General features: G+C 70.2%; 16 protein-coding genes and 2 rRNA genes (1 of these 18 only partly in view). 9 read left to right on the top strand and 9 right to left on the bottom strand.

What is annotated here, in order from left to right; genetic code table 11:
- Positions 1-40: 40 nt before the first annotated feature.
- Complete coding sequence (locus tag AB0B97_RS29635) at positions 41-1,390, top strand: hypothetical protein (RefSeq protein WP_357498294.1); 1,350 nt, start codon at positions 41-43, stop codon at positions 1,388-1,390.
- Positions 1,391-1,748: 358 nt separating this feature from the next.
- On the opposite strand, the gene AB0B97_RS29630 is transcribed toward AB0B97_RS29635, so the two are convergent.
- Both AB0B97_RS29630 and ileS read right to left on the bottom strand, forming a co-directional pair.
- A complete protein-coding gene (locus AB0B97_RS29630) occupies positions 1,749-2,438 on the bottom strand; it encodes a lysophospholipid acyltransferase family protein (protein WP_234586837.1) in 690 nt (229 codons plus the stop codon).
- Positions 2,439-2,535: 97 nt separating this feature from the next.
- A complete protein-coding gene (gene ileS / locus AB0B97_RS29625; protein WP_357498291.1) occupies positions 2,536-5,682 on the bottom strand; it encodes an isoleucine--tRNA ligase in 3,147 nt (1,048 codons plus the stop codon).
- Positions 5,683-5,990: 308 nt separating this feature from the next.
- On the opposite strand from ileS, the gene AB0B97_RS29620 reads away from it, so the two are divergent.
- The 4 genes from AB0B97_RS29620 to AB0B97_RS29605 are packed head-to-tail and all read left to right on the top strand — an operon-like array spanning position 5,991 to position 9,649.
- Positions 5,991-7,010, top strand: a complete 1,020-nt coding sequence (locus AB0B97_RS29620; protein ID WP_357498289.1) for an ArsR family transcriptional regulator — start codon at positions 5,991-5,993, stop codon at positions 7,008-7,010.
- Positions 7,011-7,069: 59 nt separating this feature from the next.
- On the top strand, positions 7,070-8,080 hold the full coding sequence (locus tag AB0B97_RS29615) for an ABC transporter ATP-binding protein (protein ID WP_234586829.1): 1,011 nt from the start codon (positions 7,070-7,072) through the stop codon (positions 8,078-8,080).
- An 11-nt stretch (positions 8,081-8,091) separates the two neighbouring features.
- On the top strand, positions 8,092-8,850 hold the full coding sequence (locus tag AB0B97_RS29610; protein WP_357498287.1) for an ABC transporter permease: 759 nt from the start codon (positions 8,092-8,094) through the stop codon (positions 8,848-8,850).
- 10 nt (positions 8,851-8,860) lie between these two features.
- A complete protein-coding gene (locus tag AB0B97_RS29605) occupies positions 8,861-9,649 on the top strand; it encodes an ABC transporter permease (RefSeq protein ID WP_357498285.1) in 789 nt (262 codons plus the stop codon).
- A 129-nt stretch (positions 9,650-9,778) separates the two neighbouring features.
- Here the strand turns inward: AB0B97_RS29605 and AB0B97_RS29600 are convergent, their stop codons facing one another.
- Entirely contained in the window at positions 9,779-11,329 is a 1,551-nt protein-coding gene (locus AB0B97_RS29600; RefSeq protein ID WP_357498283.1) for an alkaline phosphatase D family protein, read from the bottom strand.
- Between the two features lie 210 nt (positions 11,330-11,539).
- Between AB0B97_RS29600 and AB0B97_RS29595 the strand changes: the two genes are divergently transcribed.
- Both AB0B97_RS29595 and sigJ read left to right on the top strand, forming a co-directional pair.
- Positions 11,540-11,983, top strand: a complete 444-nt coding sequence (locus tag AB0B97_RS29595; RefSeq protein ID WP_234586820.1) for a carboxymuconolactone decarboxylase family protein — start codon at positions 11,540-11,542, stop codon at positions 11,981-11,983.
- On the top strand, positions 11,980-12,858 hold the full coding sequence (gene sigJ, locus AB0B97_RS29590) for an RNA polymerase sigma factor SigJ (protein ID WP_357498281.1): 879 nt from the start codon (positions 11,980-11,982) through the stop codon (positions 12,856-12,858). Before AB0B97_RS29595 ends, sigJ begins: the two co-directional genes overlap by 4 nt.
- 12 nt (positions 12,859-12,870) lie before the next feature.
- On the opposite strand, the gene ndk is transcribed toward sigJ, so the two are convergent.
- Positions 12,871-13,296: a nucleoside-diphosphate kinase gene (gene ndk, locus AB0B97_RS29585; protein ID WP_357498279.1), complete on the bottom strand. Its 426-nt coding sequence runs from the start codon at positions 13,294-13,296 to the stop codon at positions 12,871-12,873.
- A 142-nt stretch (positions 13,297-13,438) separates the two neighbouring features.
- On the opposite strand from ndk, the gene AB0B97_RS29580 reads away from it, so the two are divergent.
- A complete protein-coding gene (locus AB0B97_RS29580) occupies positions 13,439-15,004 on the top strand; it encodes a VOC family protein (RefSeq protein ID WP_357498277.1) in 1,566 nt (521 codons plus the stop codon).
- Positions 15,005-15,026: 22 nt separating this feature from the next.
- Here AB0B97_RS29580 and AB0B97_RS29575 read toward each other — a convergent pair whose 3' ends face one another.
- Genes AB0B97_RS29575 through AB0B97_RS29565 form a run of 3 tightly spaced genes read right to left on the bottom strand, consistent with a single transcriptional unit; the run spans position 15,027 to position 19,443 of the window.
- Positions 15,027-15,497 carry a DUF4233 domain-containing protein gene (locus AB0B97_RS29575; protein ID WP_357498275.1) on the bottom strand — a complete coding sequence of 157 codons (471 nt, stop codon included), beginning with the start codon at positions 15,495-15,497 and terminating at the stop codon, positions 15,027-15,029.
- A complete protein-coding gene (locus AB0B97_RS29570) occupies positions 15,494-16,828 on the bottom strand; it encodes a folylpolyglutamate synthase/dihydrofolate synthase family protein (protein ID WP_357498273.1) in 1,335 nt (444 codons plus the stop codon). The genes AB0B97_RS29575 and AB0B97_RS29570 overlap by 4 nt, the downstream gene beginning before the upstream one ends.
- Entirely contained in the window at positions 16,825-19,443 is a 2,619-nt protein-coding gene (locus tag AB0B97_RS29565; protein WP_357498272.1) for a valine--tRNA ligase, read from the bottom strand. Before AB0B97_RS29565 ends, AB0B97_RS29570 begins: the two co-directional genes overlap by 4 nt.
- Positions 19,444-19,512: 69 nt before the next feature.
- Here AB0B97_RS29565 and AB0B97_RS29560 point away from each other — a divergent pair, with 69 nt between their 5' ends.
- Positions 19,513-20,199, top strand: coding sequence for a hypothetical protein (locus AB0B97_RS29560; protein ID WP_357498271.1), 687 nt, complete (start codon positions 19,513-19,515; stop codon positions 20,197-20,199).
- 150 nt (positions 20,200-20,349) lie between these two features.
- Here AB0B97_RS29560 and rrf read toward each other — a convergent pair.
- Both rrf and AB0B97_RS29550 read right to left on the bottom strand, forming a co-directional pair.
- A 5S ribosomal RNA gene (rrf, locus tag AB0B97_RS29555) occupies positions 20,350-20,466 on the bottom strand.
- Between the two features lie 87 nt (positions 20,467-20,553).
- Positions 20,554-23,434 (bottom strand): 23S ribosomal RNA (locus tag AB0B97_RS29550); it runs 142 nt beyond the window's last position.

Raw genomic sequence — 23,434 nt, 5'->3', positions numbered from 1 at the left:
CGGTACTAACCTCGGACCGGCGCGAGAGGAGATTGCCGCGATGCCGGAGCCCCAGCCGGGAGCACGGCCGGCCGACGGGCGCACCCTGGGCCCGGAGCCGGACGACGCTCCGGCGGTCGCCGACGAGTCGACCTCCCCACCCGTACCGCCGGACCACCCCGCCGCCCCCGACCAGTCGGAACCCACGGCCCAGGAACCCGCAGCCCAGCCGGAGCCCACGGCCCAGGAGCCCGCAGCCCGGAAGCCGGCGGCCCAGCCCGAACCGACGGCCCAGGAGCCCGCGGCCCCCGCCGCGTCCGCGGACTCCCCCGCGCCCCGGTGGAGTGGGTCCGCGCCGGTCCCTCCCCCGCTGCCGCGCAGGCGTGCCTGGGGTGAGTCGGCCGAGCCGACCCCGCCGCCGCCCCTGCCCGAGCAGCCACCCGAGCACCGCACCCCGGTCGACCCGTGGGCCGGGGTGGACACCGGTGGCTGGGACCTGCCCTCCGCCGAACTGCCCCCGCTGCCCCCGACGTTGGACTACCCGGCGCCCCCGTCGACCCGGCAGTGGTCCGGGCCGCCCGCACCGCCGGTGGGGACGCACCCGGTGTCGCCGCCACCCGCCCACCCGACGTCGCCCGCCTACCCGGCGCCACCCACCTACCCGGCGCCACCAGCTCACTCGGCGCCGCCCGCCCGGCCGTCCCTGCCGGCGCAGCCCGGCACGGCCCGGCCCGCCGCGCCGGTGCGACCCGCAAGGGTGCCGAAGCAGCGGCGGGGACGGCGGTCGGCCACGCCACCGCCGGTGACGCCACCACCTGGCTGGGAAGCCCCGAAGGGGTACGTGCCGGTCCCGGTCCGCCGCCGGCGTCGCTGGCCGTGGCTGCTGCTGCTCACCCTGGCCTGCTGCTGCGGATGTCCCGCCTACTACGGCCTACCGATCTCGTCCCAGTACCCCGCCCGCGCCGCGCTGCCCGAGCAGGTCGCCGATCTGAGCCTGCGTCAGGACGACGGCAGCGCCGCGACCTCCCGACAGCTGGAGAACGAGGTACGCCAGGAGAACTGGCTGGCCGAGGACACCTTCGCCGGCGTCTACGCCACGGGGGACGGCAAGCGGGTGACGGTCTTCGGCGGCACCGGCTTCCGGTTGACCCCGGAGGCGGACGCGGACGCGGAGATCACCCGGCTCAGTGAGCGCTACGCGCTGGAGGCGCCGGAGACGGTGCGGACCGGCGTACGAGGTCGGCACGAGCGGTGTGCGATCGGCCGGCCGGCCGACGGCGACGTGGTGGTGTGCACCTCTGTCGACCACGGCAGCATCGCCACCGGGGTGTTCACCCGGCTCTCGATCTCCGACAGCGCGGCTCTGCTGGACACCCTGCGCGGCCAGATCGTCCAGCCCGAGCGGGGCTGAGCCCCGCCCGCACGCTGCCTGGCATGCTGGCCCGCCGCGTGCTGGCGTGCCGCGTGCTGGCGTGCCGCGTGCTGGCGTGCCGCCGCGCTGGCCCGCCGTGTGCCGGCGTGTTGGTTACTGGGTGCTTGCATGACGCTGCGTCACGCCGCAGGTGGACGACAGGGCGAGCAATGCAGATACCTGTGAGTCATAAATATGACTCACAGGTATATCGCCTCCGACCGGATTGCCCGCCAGCTCGGCGGCCGAGGCCAGCGGGCCCGACAGCAGCAGCCGGGAAACCCCAGCCCCGCCAGCAACACCCCCGACGAACGGCAGCGCCGACAGGCGGGCACGCGCCGACAGGCGGCAGCCTGGGTCAGGCGTCGCGGGTCGGGTCCGGGTGGGCGCGCGGCGGGGCGTAGCGCGGGACGTACTCCTGGCCGGTGAGCTTCTGGATCTCGCTCATCAGCTCGTCGGTCATCTGGCGCAGCGAGGTGCGGTCGTCCGGGCGACCGGTGAAGTCCAGCGGCTTACCGAACCGGACGGTGATCTTGGCGGTGCCGGGGCGGGGCACCCGGGCGCCGATCGGCTGGGCCTTGTCCGTGCCGATCGTGCCGACCGGGATGATCGGCACACCGGCGGAGATCGCCAGCCGGGCCGCTCCGGTCCGCCCCCGGTAGAGCTTGCCGTCCGGTGAGCGGGTGCCCTCCGGATAGACCACCACCAGGTCACCACCCTGCAACGCCGGGATGGCGGCGTCGAACGCGGACAGCGCGGCCCGCCCACCGGCCCGCTCGACCGGGATCGCGCCCAGACCGGTGAGGACGAACTTCGAGAACGCGCCCTTCACGCCGGTGCCCTTGAAGTACTCCGACTTGGCCCAGAACGCCAGGTGCCGGGGCACCACAGTGCCGAGGAACAGCTCGTCGGCCACCGAGAGATGGTTGCCGGCGAAGATCGCGCCGCCGGTTTCCGGCACGTGTTCCAGCCCCTCCACGGTCGGGCGGAACGCCAACCGCAGCGTGGGCGCCACGGTGAGCTTGCCGATGGTGTAGAGCAGGGGCACTGGTCCTCCGGCAGATGAGGTGCGAGCAGGCGGTGTCACGGTAGCGGACGCCTCCACACCTCCCGGACGGAGGTGGGGAGGCGTCCGCACCCGCGCGTTACACCCGCCGGACGGTGACCGTCACCCGCTCACCCTCGCCCACCTCGCCGGCGAACCCGTCGAGGCCCTCGGCGAAGTCGATCGAGTCGGCCAGCACCTCACCGGCGACGAAATCGACGTACGCGCTCACCGCCGCGCGCACCTCCTCGGACGCCGACACCGACACCACGATCCGGTCGGAGACGTCCAGGTCGGCGTCGCGGCGGGCCTGCTGCACCACCCGCACCACGTCGCGGGCGAGGCCCTCGGCGGCCAGCTCCGGGGTGACCTCGGTGTCCAGCACGACCACGCCCTCGCCGCCGGGCAGCGGCGCGGAGTGCTCGGCGTCGGCAGCGACGAGGCGCAGCTCGTACTCGCCCTCGGCCAGGGTGACGCCGGCGGCCACCGGGGCGCCGTCGACCAGCTCCCAGTCGCCGGCCTTGACCGCCTTGATCACCTGCTGGACCTGCTTGCCGACGCGCGGACCGAGCGCCCGGGGCACCACTGTCAGCACCTGCTGGCAGTACTCGGACAGTTCCGCGCTGAACTCCACCGCCTTGACGTTCACCTCGTCGGTGATCAGGTCGGTGAACGGTCGCAGCTGCTCCGCCGCCGGGGAGGCCACGGTCAGCTTCGACAGCGGCAGACGTACCCGCAGACCCTTGGCCTTGCGCAGCGACAGCGCCGCCGAGGCCACGGCCCGCACGTTGTCCATGGCGGCGACCAGCTCGTGGTCGGCGGGGAACTCGCTCGCCTCCGGCCAGTCGGTCAGGTGCACCGAGCGCTCCCCGGTCAGCCCGCGCCAGATCTCCTCCGCGGTCAGCGGCGCCAGCGGCGCCACCACCCGGCAGAGCGTCTCCAGCACCGTCGACAGGGTGTCGAACGCGTTGGCGTCGCCGGACCAGAACCGGTCCCGCGAGCGGCGCACGTACCAGTTGGTCAGCGCGTCCAGGTAGGACCGCACGGTGGCGCACGCGCCGGAGATGTCGTACGCGTCCATCTGCGCGCTGACCGTCGACACCAGCTCGTTGGTCTTGGCCAGGATGTACCTGTCGAGCAGGTGCGTCGAGTCGGTGCGCCGCCGCGCCTGGTACCCGTCCGCGTTGGCGTAGAGCGAGAAGAAGTACCAGACGTTCCACAGCGGCAGCAGCACCTGCCGCACGGCGTCGCGGATCAGCGTCTCGGTGACCGCCATGTCCCCGCCGCGCAGCACCGGCGAGGACATCAGCATCCAGCGCATCGCGTCCGACCCGTACGAGTCGAAGACGTGGTAGACGTCCGGGTAATTGCGCAGGCTCTTGGACATCTTGCGCCCGTCCGAGCCGAGCAGGATGCCGTGGCTCAGGCAGTTGCGGAACGCCGGCCTGTCGAACAGCGCGGTCGCCAGCACGTGCATGGTGTAGAACCAGCCCCGGGTCTGCCCGATGTACTCGACGATGAAGTCACCCGGGTAGTGGTGCTCGAACCAGTCCGCGTTCTCGAACGGGTAGTGCACCTGGGCGAACGGCATCGACCCGGACTCGAACCAGCAGTCCAGCACCTCCGGCACCCGGCGCATCATCGACTGACCGGTCGGGTCGTCCGGGTTGGGGCGGACCAGGTCGTCCACCGCCGGCCGGTGCAGGTCGCTCAGGCGTACGCCGAAGTCCCGCTCGATGTCGGCGAGCGAGCCGTAGACGTCCAGGCGCGGGTAGTTCGGGTCGTCGGACTTCCACACCGGGATCGGGGAGCCCCAGAACCGGTTGCGGCTGATCGACCAGTCGCGGGCGTTGGCCAGCCACTTGCCGAACGAGCCGTCCTTGATGTGGCCGGGCGTCCAGTTGATCTCCTGGTTCAGCTCGACCATCCGGTCCCGGAACTTGGTCACGGCCACGAACCACGACGACACCGCCTTGTAGACCAGCGGGGTGTCGCAGCGCCAGCAGTGCGGGTACGAGTGGGTGTAGGTGTCCTGCTTGAGCACCACCCCCCGGTCCTTCAGCTCCCGGATCACCGGCTTGTTGACGTCGAAGACCTGCTCACCCTGGTACGGCGGGACCAGCGCGGTGAACCGGGTGTGGTCGTCGACAGTGACGATGGTGGGGATGCCGGCGGCGTTGCAGACGTTCTGGTCGTCCTCACCGAACGCCGGGGCGAGGTGCACGATCCCGGTGCCGTCCTCGGTGGTGACGAACTCCGCGCCGAGCACCTGGTACGCGTTCTCGCCGGCCTGCTCGACGAGGAAGTCGAACAGCGGGGTGTAGCGGCGTCCGACCAGGTCGCGGCCGTACACGGTGCCGACCTGCTCGTAGCCGTCCAGTTCCTTGGCGTACGCGGCCAGCCGCGCCGCGCCCACCACGTAGCGGTCGCCGTCGCGCTCCAGGACCGCGTACTCGATGTCCGGTCCGACGGCGAGGGCCAGGTTCGACGGCAGGGTCCACGGCGTGGTCGTCCAGACGCCCAGCTTGACCGGCCCGCGCACCAGCTCCGGTGCGGACTCGTCGGCGGTCAGCCCGAACCACACCGACAACGTCGGGTCGTGCCGGTCCCGGTAGACGTCGTCCATCCGGGTCTCGGTGTTCGACAGCGGCGTCTCACAGCGCCAGCAGTACGCCAGCACCCGGAAACCCTCGTAGATCAGACCCTTCTCGTGCAGGGTCTTGAAGGCCCACATGACGCTTTCCATGTAGTCCAGGTCGAGGGTCTTGTAGTCGTTGGCGAAGTCGACCCAGCGGGCCTGCCGGTTGATGTACCGCTCCCAGTCCTGGGTGAACTCCAGCACGGAGGTGCGGCAGGCCTCGTTGAACCGGGCCACGCCCAGGTCGATGATCTCCGCCTTGCTGGTGATGCCGAGCTGCTTCTCGGCCACCACCTCGGCGGGCAGGCCGTGGCAGTCCCAGCCGAACCGCCGCTCCACGTGCCGCCCGCGCATGGTCTGGTAGCGCGGCACCACGTCCTTGACGTACCCGGTGAAGAGGTGGCCGTAGTGCGGCAGGCCGTTGGCGAACGGCGGGCCGTCGTAGAAGACGTACTCGTTCTTGCCGTCGTCGCCGGCCGGTCGGGCCTCGACGGACGCCTCGAAGGTCTTGTCGGCCGTCCAGTGCTCCAGCACCCGGCGCTCGACCGCGGGCAGGTCCGGGCTCGCCGGGACACCGGCAGCGGTCGGGTCGTGCAACGGATAGGCCATCGGGTGTCGTTCTCCTCGCAGCTCACTCAACGTGGGTCTGCGAGGACGAACCTTCCGGGTACGCCGACGACGGCGCTCCCGGGTGGCCCGCGGTACCACCCCGCTTGGCGGTCAGGATCGACCGCCCGCTCATTTGCCGGCTGTGACGGGCCGCACCCGTCCGGTTCTACTGGGCCGGTTGCCCGGCTGTTCTTCCGGAGGCTCACCGGTGATGGCCGGGTCATCGCCTTACGGTGCACAACGATACTCGACAGGCCCACCGCCGCGCCGCCGAGTAATGGCGCGCGCGGGCACCCTAGGCTGGCCGGGTGATCCGGATCGAGTTGGACGAGCCGACGCTGGCCCGCACCCGGATCGCGATCAGCCCGCTCTGGGAGGTGCTGACCAGCCTGTACGTGCTGCACCGCAATCCGGGCGAGGCGCCCTGGCCGTACACGGGTTGGGCGCGGCACGCGCGGCGGGTGCTCGCCGAGGTGCCGGCGACGGCGCCGGTCCGGGTGTTGACGATCGGTTCACGTGCGCCGGACTTCCTCACGCCCGTCCCCTCGTCCGCCGCGCCGACGCTGGCCGAGCAGCTCGCCGAGCTGCGCGCGACACCCGCGGAGGTGATCGCCGAGCAGATCCCCCGCTACCACCGCCTCGACGACCTGCCCGGGTGGCTGGGCCCGTTCGTGACGGACCGGCAGGCCGCCCTGGACCGGCTCGCCGACGGCATCGAGGCGTACTGGGACGCGGCGATCGCGCCCTGGTGGCCGGCGATGCGGGCGGCGCTGGACGAGGAGGTGCTGCACCGGGCGCGGGCGCTCGCCGCCGACGGCCCGGACGCGCTGCTGGCCGACCTGCACGAACGGGTGCGCTGGGACAAGCCGGTGCTGACGCTCGTGAAGCCGTTGGAGCAGCGCTTCGAGGCCGTGAACCAGCGCCTGCTGCTGGTTCCGTTGATCTTTTCGCGGGGTGCGCTCACCTGCTCCACCGATCATCCCGAGATCGTCGCCGTCTCCTACCAGGCGCGCGGGGCGGTGCTGCTCGCCGAGGGCGGGCCGGTACCGGCGCCGGGTGCCGCACCGACCACCGACCGGCTGGCGGTGCTGGTCGGTCGGGGTCGGGCACAGGTGCTGCGGGCGTTGACCCGACCGGCGACCACAGCCGGTCTCGCCGCGACCCTGGGGCTGGCCCCGAGCACCGTCTCGGAGCAGCTCTCGGCGCTGCTCGCCGCCGGGGTGGTGCACCGCCGCCGGGTCGGCCGTCGGGTGCTGTACGGCCTGGAGCCGGCCGGCGTGGCCCTGGTGCAGCTCGTCGGTGACGAGCCGACGACGGCATCGGCCTGAGGATTCGGCCCGGTCCGAATTCGTTTCCCACCCACCCCGGCCACTCCTAACCTCCCGACATGAGCGAACACGCGATCGAGGCGGTCGGGTTGCGGCGCACGTACCGCAGCCGCACCGGGTGGTTACGACCCCAGCGCCGGGAGGTCCAGGCGGTCCGCGGCGTCGACCTGACGGTCGGCAACGGGGAGCTGTTCGGCCTGCTCGGGCCGAACGGCGCTGGGAAGACCACGACCATCAAGCTGCTGAACACGCTGCTCATCCCGACCGCCGGTGAGGCCCGGATCTGCGGGTTCGACGTGGTCCGGCAGACCCGGGAGGTACGCCGACGGATCGGGTACGTCTTCGGCGGCGACCGCGGCCTGTACGACAGGCTCTCCGCGCGGGACAACCTGCGCTACTTCGCCGAGCTGTACGGCGTGCCGGGGCGCGAGCAGAAGCGGCGGATCGCCGAGCTGTTCGAGCTGGTCCGCCTGACCGGCCGGGAGAACGACCGGGTGGAGGGCTACTCGCGGGGCATGCGGCAGCGGCTGCACATCGCCCGGGGCCTGCTGCACCGGCCGCGTGTCCTCTTCCTCGACGAGCCGTCGATCGGGGTGGACCCGGTGGCCGCCCGGGAACTGCGGCAGACAGTTGCCGACCTCGCCGCCACCGGCACCACAGTGCTGCTCACCACCCACTACATGGCCGAGGCCGACGAGCTGTGCGGCCGCATCGCCGTGATCGCGAACGGGGCGATCCAGGCCCTCGGCACCCCGGCGGAACTGCGGCACCACGCCGACGGCCGGCAGGTGCTGGAGGTCGAGGCGTACGGGGTGAGCGACGCGCAGCTCGCGCTCATCCACGCCCTTCCCGGGGTACGCGAGGCGAGCGTTGTCGTCACCGGCGCGGCGCAGGTGCTGACCGTGCAGTCCGACGCGGGGGTGGACGTGCAGGCGGACGTGCTGCGGGCACTGGACGGGGTGCGGCTGGGTCGTGTCACGGCCCGGCGGCCCACCCTGGAGGACGCGTACGTGGCGATCGTGAACCGCGTCGACGCGCAGGCCCGACCCGCTGAGGCGGTGGGGGTGTGAGGACGCTGCGCATGATCGCCGTCGGTGCGCTGCTGCACGCCAAGCAGCTCAGCCGCTCGCCGTTCGAGATCGCCACCGCGCTGATCGTGCCGGTGGTGCAGGCGCCCCTGGCCGTCTATCTCTTCCGGGCCGGCGGTGAGCCGGGTCGGCTGCTGGAGGCCGCGGTCGGGGCGGGCCTGATGGGCATCTGGTCGTCGGTGTTGTTCGGCTCGGGTGGCGCCATCCAGAACCAGCGGTGGCAGGGCACCCTGGAAATGATCATGCTGGCACCTCGCCCGCCGGCCCTGGTGGTGCTGCCGATCACCCTCGCGACCGCGCTCACCGGCACGTACGCCATGCTCGCCACCCTCGCCTGGGGTCGCCTGCTGTACGGCATCCCGCTGACCTTCGCCGACCCGCTGGCGTTCGCGGTCGCGGTGCCCGGCTGCATCATCGGCCTCGGCATGTTCGGTCTGCTGCTCGCCTCGACGTTCGTGCTGCTGCGCAACGCCAACGCGCTCACCAACACGATGGAGTACCCGATCTGGCTGGTCTCCGGGATGCTCATCCCGATCACCGCGCTGCCCGGCTGGACCGGCCCGATCGGCGCCGTGCTGCCCACCACGTGGGGAGCGCGGGCGGTCCGTGAGGCGGCCACCGGCAGCGGGCCGGTCTGGCCCTCGCTCGGCATCTGCCTCGCGATCAGCGTGGCCTGCCTGGCTCTCGGTGCGCTCATGATGACCCACGTCGAGCGGCGGGCCCGCGCGGCAGCCACCCTCGCCCTGGCCTGAGGAGGCGACGATGACCGCACTGCTGCGCCTGATCGGGACCGGTGGCGTGATCGCCTACCGGGCCCTGTTCAACTGGACCACCCCGGCGATGTTCGTCGGCACGCTGCTCGTCGGCCCGCTGTTCCAACTGCTCTTCTTCGCCTACCTGGGCCGGCAGCTCGGCGTCGCCGACGACGGCTTCTACATCACCGGCAACGCCGTGCTGGCGTCCTCGCTGGCCTGCGTGTTCGGCGGCACCATGGCCGTCTCCAACGAGCGGCGCTTCGGGACCCTCGGGCACGTGCTGCTCTCCCCCCGCAGCCGCACCGCGGTGTTCCTCGGCCGGGTCCTGCCGTACGCCGGCAACGGGCTGCTGATCGCGGTGACCACGCTGACCGCGGCGTCGCTGCTGCTGGGCCTGCGGGTGCCGGCCGACGCGCTGCCGGGGTTGCTGCTCACCCTGGCGGTGGCGGCGTTGGCGTGCGGGTTCTTCGGCCTGACGCTGGGTGCGATCGGGCTGCGGTTCCGCGACGTCTGGCTGGTCTCCAACGTGTCGGTGGCCCTGCTGCTCCTGCTCACCGGGGTGAACGTGCCCGCCGCCGGGCTACCGGCCTGGATGCGGGTCACCGGCGAGCTGCTGCCGATCACCCACGCGGCCGAGGCGGCCCGCCGGCTGGTTGCCGGCGAGGGTTTCCGGGCCGCCGCGCCCCAGCTCGCCGCCGAACTGGCCATCGCCGTCGCGTACGCGATCCTGGCCGCCGTCCTGCTCAAGGTCTTCGAAGCCGAGTCCCGCCGCCGAGCCTCCCTGGAAACCCTCTGACCCCACCACCCACTTACCCACCCACCCACCCACCCACCCCCGGTGATCATGAAGTTGTTGCCCGCCGCAGCGGCGTGTCGCGGCAACAACTTCATGATCAACCGAAGGCCGGGCCGGGGTGGGGTGGGGTTACGGGGCGGGGAGGGTGGTGTTCCAGAGCGAGGCGCCGTCGCGGTCGCGCAGGTGGACCGTCAGGGCCGCCGACTCGCCGTCGATCGACACCTCGCCGAAGTGCTGGAAGCCCTCGGCCGGTGAGGTGTTGGCACGCGGCGGGGCGTGCACGAAGACCGCCTGCGGGCCGAACGTGCCGTCCAGGGCGTTCGGGCCGAACGCGCCGGCGTGCGCCGGGCCGGAGACGAACTCCCAGAACGGCGTGAAGTCGCCGACCGCCGCCCGGGACGGGTCGTAGTGGTGCGCGGCGGAGTAGTGCACGTCGGCGGTGAGGAAGACCATGCCGGTCACCTGAGCCCGATGGGTTGCTCGCAGCACCTCGGCGAACTCCAGCTCACGACCGAGCGGCGCACCGCTGTCGCCCTGCGCGACACCCTCCTGCGCCCCCGGACCGTCCGGCACCACGACCCCGATCGGCAGGTCGTTGGCGATCACCTTCCAGGTCGCCGTGGAGCGCTTCAGCTCCCGGATCAGCCACTCCCGCTGCTCGCGGCCGAGCAGACCGCGCTTCGGGTCGGCGTACGTGTTGCCGTCGTTGGGGTCCTTGTGGGTGCGCATGTCGAGCACGAACACGTCCAGCAGCGGCCCGTACGGGATCCGTCGGTACAGCGGCCCGTCGTCCGGCACGGGCAGCCACTCGTGGAACGCCTGACTGGCCCGCGCGGCGAGCACGTCGACGCGCTGCTCGGTGTAGCGCGGGTCGTCCAGGATCTCCCCGGGGTACCAGTTGTTGAGGACCTCGTGGTCGTCCCACTGGTTGATCTGCGGCACCGCCGCGGCGAACTCCCGCAGGTGCGTGTCGAGCAGGTTGTAGGCGAACTGTCCCCGGTACTCGGTGAGCGTCTCGGCGACCTTGCTCTTCTCGGGGGTCACCAGGTTGCGCCAGATCCGCCCGTCGGGCAGCGTCACCGACTCGACCAGCGGCCCGTCGGCGTACACGGTGTCGCCGCTGCACAGGTAGAAGTCCGGACGGACCTCCCGCATCGCCCGGAAGATCGACAGTCCGCCGTAGGTGGGGTCGATCCCCCAGCCCTGCCCGACGATGTCCCCGGTCCACACGAACGACACATCGCGTCGCCGGTGCCGGCCCGGCGCGGTGGTCAGCGACCCGGTCAGCGGCTCGCTGACCACCCCGTGCCGCTCCAGGCTCTCCACCCGGACCCGGTAGTGCAGCCGCTCGGCGTCCGGCAGGCCCCGCAGCCGCACCTTGCCGGTGAAGTCCCCGCTCGGGCCGAGCACCGGACCCCGCAGCTGCCGGGCGCCCCGGAAGTCGGGCCGCCGACTCACCTCGACAAGCATCCGGCCCGGACGGTCGGCCCGCGTCCAGACCAGCGCCGAATCGGCGGTCACGTCGCCGCTCTGCACGCCGTGGGTGAGCACGGGGCGCCCCGCCGGGCGCCAGGCCGGGGCGGCGTTCGCGCCGCCGCCGCCCAGCAGCGCACCGCCGGCGACTCCGGCCCCGGCCACCAAACCAGCCCGCAGCAGGGTACGTCGATCAAGCTCGGTCATGCTTCCTCCCGGTCATGGGTTGACCCCGTCGGTCTACCGGGCGGAGATGACCGCGACCGGCGGCCCGGATGACCGGGGCCCGAACGCCTGCTGTCCGGCCGGAACGCTTCCGACCGGCCCACCACGCGTGACCGGGGTCACCACGACGGTTGTCACGGCAGGCCCCGCTCGGACCGTCGTAGCGGTGTCGGATCGAACAGGGAGTTGGTCATGCAACGAATGAGGCTCTTCGAGGTCGCGCCGCAGGGATACCAGGCCGTTTCGGGCCTGGAGAAGTACGTCCAGGCGAACGTCGACCACACCGTGCTGGAGCTGGTCAAGCTGCGGGCGTCGATGCTGAACGGCTGCGCGTACTGCGTGGACATGCACAGCCGCGACGCCCTCGCCGCCGGCGAGTCGAGCCGGCGGCTGTTCGCGGTGTCCGCCTGGCGGGAGGCGCTGTCGTTCTTCGACGAGCGGGAGCAGACCGCGCTGGCGCTCACCGACGCGGTGACCCGGCTCGGCGAGCACGGGGTGTCGGACGAGGTGTGGGACGCCGCCGCGAAGGTCTGGTCGGAGAAGGAACTGGCCGATCTGGTCCTCGCGATCGCCACAATCAACGTGTGGAATCGTATCGCCGTGACGACGCACACGGAGCCCCCGGCGCAGGTGTGACGACCGGGGCGGCAGAGGCGGCCGGTGCGCTCCAGGCGCACCGGCCGATGCTGCTCGGGCTCGCCTACCGCCTGCTCGGCAGCCGGCACGACGCCGAGGACGTGCTCCAGGAGGCGTACCTGCGGTGGCTCGGCGTGGACCGCGCCACAGTGGCCGAGCCGCGCCGCTACCTGTCCCGGGTGGTCACGCGGCTGGCGATGGACCGGCTGCGGACCCGGCAGGCGGCCCGCGAGACGTACGTCGGGCCGTGGCTGCCCGAGCCGGTGCCGACCGAGCCCTCGCCGTTCGGGCCACTGGACCGCGCGGAGCTGCGCGACTCGCTGTCCACCGCCCTGCTGCACGTCCTGGAGCGGCTCACCCCGCCGGAGCGCGCGGTGTACGTCCTGCACACCGCGTTCGACCTGCCGTACGCCGAGATCGCGGAGATCCTGGACCGGAGCCCCGAGGACTGTCGGCAACTGCACCACCGGGCGGCCACCCGGGTACGCCAGGAGCGCCGCCGCTTCACCGCCAGCCGGTCGGAGCGTGAGCGGCTGCTGGAGGCGTTCCTCGCCGCCGCCCGAAACGGCGACCTGGCGACGCTCACCAGTCTGGTGGCCGCGGACGTGACGGCGTGGAACGACGGCGGCGGCCGGGTGCGTTCCGCCCGCAACCCGCTGCACGGCGCCGACCGGGTCGCCCGGTTCTACGCCGGGATCTACGGCCCCGGCCGCGAGTGGACGGCGCGTCGGGTCGAGATGAACGGCGAACCGGCCATCCTGCTGACCCGCCGCTCCGACGGCGGCCGGTACACGATGACCGTCACCGCCGACGCCGGCCGGATCACCGGGATCTACGTCGTGGGCAACCCGGAGAAGCTACCGCCGGTCGACTGAACCCCCGCGCTGTCATCTGAGCTCGGGGAACCAGAGCCCGATCTCGCGCTTGGCGCTGTCCGTCGAGTCGGAGGCGTGTACGAGGTTCTCCCGGTTGGACAGCGACAGGTCGCCCCGGATCGTGCCGGCGGCTGCCTTGCGGCCGTCGGTCGCGCCGACCAGCCCGCGGACCACGTCGATGACCTGGTCGCCGGAGAGCACCAGGGCGACCAGCGGGCCGCCGGTCATGAAGTCCTTCAGCGGCGGGTAGAACGCCTTGTCGACGTGCTCGGCGTAGTGCGCATCGGCGAGCGCGGCGTCCATCGTCCGGTGCACCATCGCGTCGATCCGCAGCCCCTTGCGCTCGAAGCGGGAGAGGACCTCGCCGACCAGACCGCGGCGGACCGCGTCGGGCTTGATCAGCACGAGGCTGCGCTCATCCGGGCTGTTCCTGGACACGCTGGGTTCCTCCTGTACGCGCAGAACGCTTGGGCTCGGTACGGTCAGCCTAGCGACCCGGTCCCGGCGCCGGCGCGGCGGCCGGTCTTTCCCCCGGTGGCCGATCCGGCCTAGCCTGGCCCTGACCCCCGGGAGGTCCACTGTGGCGAATGGCGGGAACCGGCCCATCGCGCCGGTACGCAAGCTCATCGGCACGGTGCTCGGCACCGTGGCCACCTTCGTCGTCCTCTTCGGGCTGGGCATGACCAGCTGGGCCATCGTGGCCCTCGGGGTCGCCCTGCTGGTGCTGGCGATTGCGCTCGCGACCGTACGCGGCGGCGGGCGCACCTGGGTGGTGGGCGTGGCGCACGTGCACAGCGCCTCCGAACCACCCACCCAGTACGCGTTCGGCCGGTGCGAGCTGCAACTGGTCATCGACGCGCCAGGTCTGCCACCCCGATCCAAGAAGATCATCGAGCCGCGGGTGCCGGTCTCGAAGTGGCCGTCGCTGGGTCAGACCCTGCCGATCCGGGTCGCGTTGGACGACCAGCGGCACGTCAAGGTCCTCTGGGACGAGGTGCCCACCCACGCCGAGACCGCGGCGGCCGTCGCCGACCTCCCACCGGAGTTCGGCGACATCGACGCCGTGGACGACGTGATCATCCAACAGGACGCCCCGCCGTGGGCCGACCGCGCTGCCGACGACGACTTCCGGGACGGGCGCGACTCCGAAGGGTTCCTTGACCCGCGTGCCCGCGACGGCGACCCGTTCCGCGACGCCCGCGACGGTGATCCGTTCCGCGACGCCCGCGACGGTGACCCGTTCCGCGACCCGCGCGGCCCCGAGGTGTTCCGTGACGCGCGCGGCCCCGACCCGCTGCGCGACGACCCGGCACTCGCACCCGACGAGCGCGAGCCGGTGGTCATGAGCCAGAGCCCGGGCGGTCCGGTGGTGCTCGAAGGCGTCGTCGTCGAGCCGCAGCCCGGTTCGGGGCTGCCCCGACGGGCGACCCCCGCACCGCGTCCACCGGCGGAGGAGCACTTCGACGAGCCCGACGCCGACCCGCTCGCCCCGATCGACGACCGCATCGACCAGGCCGACGACCGCATCGACCCGACTACCGACGACCGGCGCGCGACCGCCGAGGCCCGCCTCGACCCGCCCGCCGCGCCGCGCGTCGATCCACCTCCGGCGCAGCGCACCGGCCCGGTCGCCATGGACCCGTTGGACCCGCTGGACCTGCCGCTGGACGATCCGACCCCGACCGGGACGGCCCGCGAGACCGTCACCGCCGAGGACCTGGACGAGGCGATCTTCGGGTACGACGGCGCGTCCGCGGCCGATCCGGCCGGCCCGATCAGCGGTGTCGGCCTGACCCTGCTGGTCACCGACCTGTCCCGGTCGCTCGCCTTCTACCGCGACATGCTCGGCTTCAGCGAGGTCGACCAGGGCGCCGGCAATGCCGTGCTCGCCTTCGGCACGACCCGGCTGGTGCTGCGCGAGGTGACCGGGGCCGCGCCGATCAGCCGCCGGCTGGTGCACGTCAACCTCGAGGTGGACGACATCGAGGCGGCGTACGGCCGGCTGCGCGACTCCGGCGTGCGCTTCACGTACGCGCCCCGGGTGGTCAACCGGGGCAGCCGGCTGGAGGTGTGGGCGGCGGCCTTCCGCGACCCGGACGGCCACGGCATCGCCCTCACCCAGTGGCGCGAACGCGCCGACGCCTGACCCGGCCGGGTCGTCGGCGCGTCTAGCCGAGGATGACCCGCCGGACGTGCAGCGCGTACGCCCAGACCAGGGCGAAGATGATGCCCAGCACGAGCAGCGACCAGTGCAGCAGACCGGCCAGCAGCAGCAGGCCCTGCAGCACGGTGCCGGCGTGCCAGGCCCAGGGGCGGCGCATCATGCCGGCGAGCAGGACGGCGACGACCGCCAGGGCCACCACCGCCGCGATCGCGGCCCCACCGAGGTCACCACCAACCACCCGGATGGGCTGGATGGCCAGCAGCAGCACCAGGGCCTCCAGGCTGAGCGTCCCGGCGCCCAGGCCGCGTACCGCCCGCTCCGGGTTGCGCAGCCCGGACCGGCGCGGCTGCCCGGCCTCCGACTCCCCCACCGACGGTCCGGTCGTGCCCTGACCACCGGTGGACCCGCCCGCCTCGCCGTCCGACGGGCCGGTCGGGTCGTCGGTGGCGCGTGGGCCGTGCTCGGGGCCGGTCATCGCTTCAACAGCCGGCGGGCGTCGGCCACCGTGACCACCGAACCGGTCACCAGGACCCCGACGCCGCTGAGCTCTCCGGGGACGTCCTCCTCGGCCAGCGCGACCGCCAGCTCGATCGCGTCCGGCAACTCCTCGGCCACCTCGACGCGCTCCTCGCCGAAGATCTCGGCGGCCAGCGCGGCGAGTTCCTTCGTCGGCATCGCCCTTGGCGAACTGTTGCGGGTCACCACCACGACGTCGGCCACCGGCTCCAGCAGCTCCAACAGGCTGCTCGCGTCCTTGTCGGCGAGCACCCCGACAAGCGCCACCAGCTTGCTGAACGCGAACTCCTCCTGCAGGGCGGTGACCGTCGCGGCCATGCCGTGCGGGTTGTGCGCACCGTCGAGCAGGACCGTGGGTGCACTGCGGACCCGCTCCAACCGGCCCGGGGAGCTGGCCGTGGCAAAGCCCTCCCGGACGGCCTCGATGTCCAGCTGCCGTCGGGCCCCGGCACCGAGGAACGCCTCCACCGCGGCGAGCGCCACCGCGGCGTTCTGCGCCTGGTGCGCGCCGTGCAGCGGGAGGAACACCTCGTCGTAGACGCCACCGAGGCCCTGCAGTTTGAGCACCTGCCCGCCGACGGCGACCGCCCGGCTCAGGACCCCGAACTCGCCGCCCTCGCGGGCGATGGTGGCGCCCACCTCGGCGCAGCGTTCAAGGAGGGGACGCGCGGCCTCCTCCTCCTGCGCCGCGGCGATCACCGTGGCGCCCGGGTGGATGATGCCGGCCTTGGCCAGCGCGATGTCCTGGAGGGTGTCGCCGAGCCACTCGGTGTGGTCCAGACCGATCGGGGTGATCACACACACCCCGGCCTGGATGACGTTCGTGGCGTCCTCGGCGCCGCCGAGCCCCACCTCGACCACTGCGATGTCGACAGGCGCGTCGGCGAACGTGGCGAACGCCAGCGCGGTGGTCATGTCGAAGTACGTCAGCGGCTCGTCCGACCGGGCGTCGACAAGCTCGGCCAGCGGCTTGATCTCCCCGTACACGGCGGCGAACCGCTCCTCGCTGACCGGCTCGCCGTCCAGGCTGATCCGTTCCCGCACGGTCTCCAGGTGCGGGCTCGTGTACCGGCCGGTGTGCAGCCCGAATGCCCGCAGCAGCGAGTCGATCATCCGCGCGGTGGAGGTCTTGCCGTTGGTGCCGGTCAGGTGGATCGCCGGGTACGCCCGCTGCGGGCTGCCGAGCAGGTCGAGCAGCGACTCGATGCGGTCCAGCTCGAACACCATGCGGGTGAAACCGCGGGCGTTCAGCTCGGCTTCGGCGGCGGCGAAATCGGTACGGTCGGTCACGAGGGCAGTGTCTCCAGAGCAGCGTCGATCCGGACCAGGTCGGCCTCGGCGGTGGCGAGCCGGTCGCGGATCTTCGCGACGACCGGCTCGGGGGCCTTGCCGATGAAGGCAGGGTTGTCGAGCTTCGCCCGGGCCTGCGCGACCTCCTTCTCGGCGGCGGCGCGGTCCTTCGTAAGCCGGGCCCGCTCGGCGGCCAGGTCGATCGACCCCCGGGTGTCCAACGCGACACCTACCGCGCCGGGCATGGCCAGCGTGGCGCTGGCCTGGAAGTCGTCCCCGGCCGGGTCCAGCCGGACCAGCGACCTGATCAGCGGCTCGTGGGCCGCGATGCCGGCCCCGGCCAGCCCGTCCAGGCGGGCGGCCACCCGCTGCGTCGGGCGCAGCCCCTGGTCGGAACGGAACCGGCGGATCTCGGTGACCACCCGCTGCACGCCGGCCAGCTCGGCCTCGGCGGCGTCGTCGATCAGCGACCGGTCGGCCACCGGCCAGGCGGCGGCCTGGACCGTCTCGCCGCCGGTCAGCGCGAGCCACAGCTCCTCGGTGACGAACGGGATGACCGGGTGCAGCAGCCGCAGCAGCTGGTCGAGCACGTGCCCGAGCACCCTCCGGGTGGCGTCGGCCCGCTCGCCGCCCTCGGCGAGCACCGGCTTGCTCAGCTCGACGTACCAGTCGCAGACGTCGTCCCAGGCGAAGTGGTAGAGCAGGTCGCACACCTTGGCGAACTCGTACGCCTCGAACTGCTCGTCGACCTCGGCGGTGACGTGCGCCAGCCGGGACAGGACCCACCTGTCGACTGTGGAGAGCTGCTCGACGGGCGGCAGGTCGCCAGTGGTGTGCGCGCCGTTCATCAGCGCGAACCGGGTGGCGTTCCAGAGCTTGTTGCAGAAGTTGCGCGAACCCTGGCACCACTCCTCGCTGACCGGCACGTCCTGGCCGGGGTTCGCGCCCCGCGCCAGGGTGAACCGGGTGGCGTCGGCGCCGTACCTGTCGATCCAGTCCAGCGGGTCGACCACGTTGCCGAACGACTTCGACATCTTCTTGCCGAACTGGTCCCGCACCATGCCGTGTAGGGCGACCACGTCGAACGGCGGCCGGCCGTCCATCGCGTACAGGCCGAACATCATCATCCGGGCGACCCAGAAGAACAGGATGTCGTACCCGGTGACCAGCACGCTGGTCGGGTAGAACTTCGCCAGGTCCGGGGTCTCTTCGGGCCAGCCGAGGGTGGAGAACGGCCACAGGCCGCTGGAGAACCAGGTGTCCAGGACGTCCTCGTCCTGGTGCCAGCCCTCGCCGGTCGGCGCCTCCTCGTCGGGGCCGACGCAGACGATCTCACCCGCCGGGCCGTACCAGACCGGGATGCGGTGCCCCCACCACAGCTGGCGGGAGATGCACCAGTCGTGCATGTTGTCGACCCAGGCGAAGTAGCGCTTGGCCAGCTCGGCCGGCTCGATGCGCACCCGGCCGTCGCGCACCGCGTCGCCGGCGGCCTGCGCGAGCGGGGCGGTGTTGACGAACCACTGCAGCGACAGCCGCGGCTCGACGGTGGTCTTGCAGCGCGAGCAGTGCCCGACCGCGTGCACGTACGGCCGCTTCTCGGCGACGATCCGGCCCTGCTCACGCAGCGCGGCCACGATCGCCGGTCGCGCCTCGAACCGGTCCAGTCCCTCGAACGGGCCGGGCACGGTGATCACACCGCGCTCGTCCATCACGGTCAACGCCGGCAGGTCGTGGCGCTGGCCGATCTCGAAGTCGTTCGGGTCGTGGGCGGGCGTCACCTTGACCATGCCGGTGCCGAAGCTCGGGTCGACGTGCGCGTCGGCGACGATCGGGATCCGCCGGCCGGTGAGCGGCAACTCGACCTCGGTGCCGATCAGGTGCTGGTAGCGCTCGTCGTCGGGGTGCACCGCGACGGCGGTGTCGCCGAGCATCGTCTCGGCCCGGGTGGTGGCCACCACGACCTCGTCGCTGTAGCGGATGGAGATCAGCTCACCGTCGTCGTCGGTGTGCTCGACCTCGATGTCGGAGAGCGCGGTGAGGCAGCGCGGGCACCAGTTGATGATCCGGTTGGCCCGGTAGATGAGACCGTCGTCGAAGAGCTTCTTGAAGATCGTCTGGACGGCGCGGGTCAGCCCCGCGTCCATGGTGAAGCGCTCACGGTCCCAGTCCACGGAGTCGCCGAGGCGGCGCATCTGGCCGAGGATGGCGCCGCCGGACTCGGCCTTCCACTGCCAGACCCGCTCGACGAACTTCTCCCGGCCGAGATCGTGTCGGGACAGGCCCTCGGCGGCGAGCTGACGCTCGACCAGGTTCTGGGTGGCGATGCCGGCGTGGTCCATGCCGGGCAGCCACAGCGCCTCGAAGCCCTGCATCCGCTTACGCCGGGTCAGCGCGTCCATGAGCGTGTGCTCGAACGCGTGGCCCATGTGCAGCGAGCCGGTGACGTTCGGCGGCGGGATGACGATGGTGAAGGGGGGCTTGTCGCTGTCGGCGGAGGCCCGGAAGTGCCCAGCGGCTACCCACTGCTCGTACCGTCGCTGCTCTACCTCGCCGGGCTGGTACTGGCCGGCGAGGGTCGGGGCGTCGGGGCGTCGGGCATCCAGTCTCTCGGTCACCTGACAAGTCTACGGAGGGCTTCCGCGGACCTGACGTGCGCCACCTCTCGTTCGCGTACGGTGTCGGCTATGTCCGACGCACATCTCACCGAACGTTCGCTCGACGACAGTCACGAGCCGATCTTGCTGACCGAGGAGCCGATCCAGCTGAGCACCCGGGACACCGGGGGCGACCCCGACGATCGGTCCGGTGGCTGGTCCCGGCGCCGCAAGATCGGTTGGACGGTCGCGCTGGTCGTGGGTCTCGCGGGCGCGAGCGTGCTGGGAGTCGGCGGGTGGCGTGTGGCGCAGCAGAAGGACACCCGGCTGAGTTCACCGGACCAGGTGGCGGGGTTGACCCGGGACGACAGTGAGCGGGCCAGGAGCACGGCGGACTACCTGCGCAGCGGCCTGGCCGCCGACATCGAGCTGGACCGCAGTTTCGGCACCGTCTACCGCGACCCGGCCGACGACAAGCGCTCGGTGCTGATTTTCGGCGGCACCACGCTGCTCTGGCAGCCGGAGCGCGATCTGGACAGCCTCTTCGGCCTGATGTCCGACGAGACCGGCGCGGTGACCGGCCTGCGCGAGGTGCCCGCGGGCGACCTGGGCGGCGTCATGAAGTGCGGTAGCACCAGTGGCGACGGCGGCGACTTCGCGGTGTGTGGCTGGGCGGACCACGGCAGCGTCGTGATGGCGATGTTCCCCGGTAGGTCGGTGACCGACGCCGGCGCCCTGTTCCGTGACCTTCGCGGGGACATGCAGACCCGGGACTGATCCGCGCTCGTCCGGGCGGCGGATCCTCGGTGCCCCCTGGCCGTCCCGTGTCGGGGCTGTCCGATGACAGCAAAAGCCCCTATGTCAGCGGCACCGGATCGGGGAACGCAGAAAAGACCACCCCATGGGGGTGGCCTTTTCTGGAAGATTGTCCGGCGGTGTCCTACTCTCCCACACCCTCACGAGTGCAGTACCATCGGCGCTGGAGGGCTTAGCTTCCGGGTTCGGAATGTAACCGGGCGTTTCCCCTCCGCCATGACCGCCGTAACTCTATGAACATATCAAACAACCCCGGCACACAAAGTCACGGGTGTTCGCTCGTTCAGAGTTGCACAGTGGACGCGTAGCAGCTTAGTAGTCAAGTCCTCGGCCTATTAGTACCGGTCAACTGAACCCGTTACCGGGCTTACATTTCCGGCCTATCAACCCAGTCGTCTAGCTGGGGGCCTTACCCCACCAAAGTGGGTGGGATACCTCATCTTGAAGCAGGCTTCCCGCTTAGATGCTTTCAGCGGTTATCCCTTCCGAACGTAGCTAACCAGCCGTGCCCCTGGCGGGACAACTGGCACACCAGAGGTTCGTCCGTCCCGGTCCTCTCGTACTAGGGACAGCCCTTCTCAAGTATCCTACGCGCACGGCGGATAGGGACCGAACTGTCTCACGACGTTCTAAACCCAGCTCGCGTACCGCTTTAATGGGCGAACAGCCCAACCCTTGGGACCTGCTACAGCCCCAGGATGCGACGAGCCGACATCGAGGTGCCAAACCATCCCGTCGATATGGACTCTTGGGGAAGATCAGCCTGTTATCCCCGGGGTACCTTTTATCCGTTGAGCGACACCGCTTCCACTCGCAAGTGCCGGATCACTAGTCCCGACTTTCGTCCCTGCTCGACCTGTCAGTCTCACAGTCAAGCTCCCTTGTGTACTTGCACTCAACACCTGATTGCCAACCAGGCTGAGGGAACCTTTGGGCGCCTCCGTTACCCTTTAGGAGGCAACCGCCCCAGTTAAACTACCCACCAGACACTGTCCCTGAACCGGATAACGGTCCGAAGTTAGATACCCAAATCAACCAGAGTGGTATTTCAAGATTGCCTCCACCCATACTGGCGTATGGACTTCACCGGCTCCCACCTATCCTACACAAGCTAATTCGAGTACCAATGTCAAGCTATAGTAAAGGTCCCGGGGTCTTTCCGTCCTGCCGCGCGTAACGAGCATCTTTACTCGTACTGCAATTTCGCCGGGCCTGTGGTTGAGACAGTGGGGAAGTCGTTACGCCATTCGTGCAGGTCGGAACTTACCCGACAAGGAATTTCGCTACCTTAGGATGGTTATAGTTACCACCGCCGTTTACTGGCGCTTAAGTTCTCCGCTTCGCCCCGAAGAGCTAACAGGTCCCCTTAACGTTCCAGCACCGGGCAGGCGTCAGTCCATATACATCGAATTACTTCTTCGCATGGACCTGTGTTTTTAGTAAACAGTCGCTTCCCCCTGCTCTCTGCGGCCATACAACGCTCCACCCGCGCGGGGCTTCACGTCTCCGGCCCCCCTTCTCCCTAAGTTACGGGGGCAATTTGCCGAGTTCCTTAACCACAGTTCGCCCGATCGCCTCGGTATTCTCTACCTGACCACCTGTGTCGGTTTGGGGTACGGGCCGCTAAGAACTCGCTAGAGGCTTTTCTCGGCAGCATAGGATCACTGACTTCACCTGAATCGGCTCGGCATCACGTCTCAGCCTATGTGTGTCGCGGATTTGCCTACGACACGGCCTACACGCTTACCCCGGCACAACCACCGGCCGGGCTCAGCTACCTTCCTGCGTCACCCCATCGCTTGACTACTACCCATCAGGTTCCCACGCTCCCTCAGCTCAGTCCGAAGACCTCACCAAGTTCGGGTGGTTAGCACAACGAGGTTCATCAGGGACGCTCTTTCGCGGGTACGGGAATATCAACCCGTTGTCCATCGACTACGCCTCTCGGCCTCGCCTTAGGTCCCGACTCACCCAGGGCGGATTAGCCTGGCCCTGGAACCCTTGGTCATCCGGCGGAAGGGTTTCTCACCCTTCTTTCGCTACTCATGCCTGCATTCTCACTCGTGCCGCGTCCACAACTGGGTCACCCCGCTGCTTCACTCGCGGCACGACGCTCCCCTACCCATCCACACACCTGCACAAGGAATCAAGTCCAAGCGAGGTTAAAATGTGAATGCCACAGCTTCGGCGGTGTGCTTGAGCCCCGCTACATTGTCGGCGCGGAACCACTTGACCAGTGAGCTATTACGCACTCTTTAAAGGGTGGCTGCTTCTAAGCCAACCTCCTGGTTGTCTATGCGACCCCACATCCTTTTCCACTTAGCACACGCTTAGGGGCCTTAGCTGGTGATCTGGGCTGTTTCCCTCTCGACTACGAAGCTTATCCCCCGCAGTCTCACTGCCGCGCTCTCACTTACCGGCATTCGGAGTTTGGCTGATTTCGGTAAGCTTGTGGGCCCCCTAGACCATCCAGTGCTCTACCTCCGGCAAGAAACACGCGACGCTGCACCTAAATGCATTTCGGGGAGAACCAGCTATCACGGAGTTTGATTGGCCTTTCACCCCTAACCACAGGTCATCCCCCAACTTTTCAACGTTGGTGGGTTCGGCCCTCCACGCGGTCTTACCCGCGCTTCAGCCTGCCCATGGCTAGATCACTCCGCTTCGGGTCTAGGACACGCGACTGAATCGCCCTATTCAGACTCGCTTTCGCTACGGCTCCCCCACACGGGTTAACCTCGCCACATGCCACTAACTCGCAGGCTCATTCTTCAAAAGGCACGCCGTCACCCCGCAAGGCTCCGACGGATTGTAGGCGAACGGTTTCAGGTACTATTTCACTCCCCTCCCGGGGTACTTTTCACCATTCCCTCACGGTACTCGTCCGCTATCGGTCACCAGGAAGTATTTAGGCTTACCAGGTGGTCCTGGCAGATTCACGGCAGATTTCAGGGGTCCGCCGCTACTCGGGAACACCCACAGAAGGTCAGCAACTTTCACCTACCGGACTCTCACCGTCTACGGTCAGCCATTCCAGACTGTTCGACTAGCCACTGACTTTGTAACTCCTCGAACAAGTGTCAGCTTGTTCAGTAGGGTCCCACAACCCCGACCACGCAACCCCTGACAGGTATCACACGCAGCCGGTTTAGCCTCAATCCGCTTTCGCTCGCCACTACTCACGGAATCACTAATT

This window comes from Micromonospora sp. NPDC049004 (genome assembly GCF_040649315.1).
GTDB lineage: Bacteria > Actinomycetota > Actinomycetes > Mycobacteriales > Micromonosporaceae > Micromonospora.
Note: the sequence above shows the minus strand (reverse complement) of the source record. Positions and strands in the feature narration are given on the sequence as shown.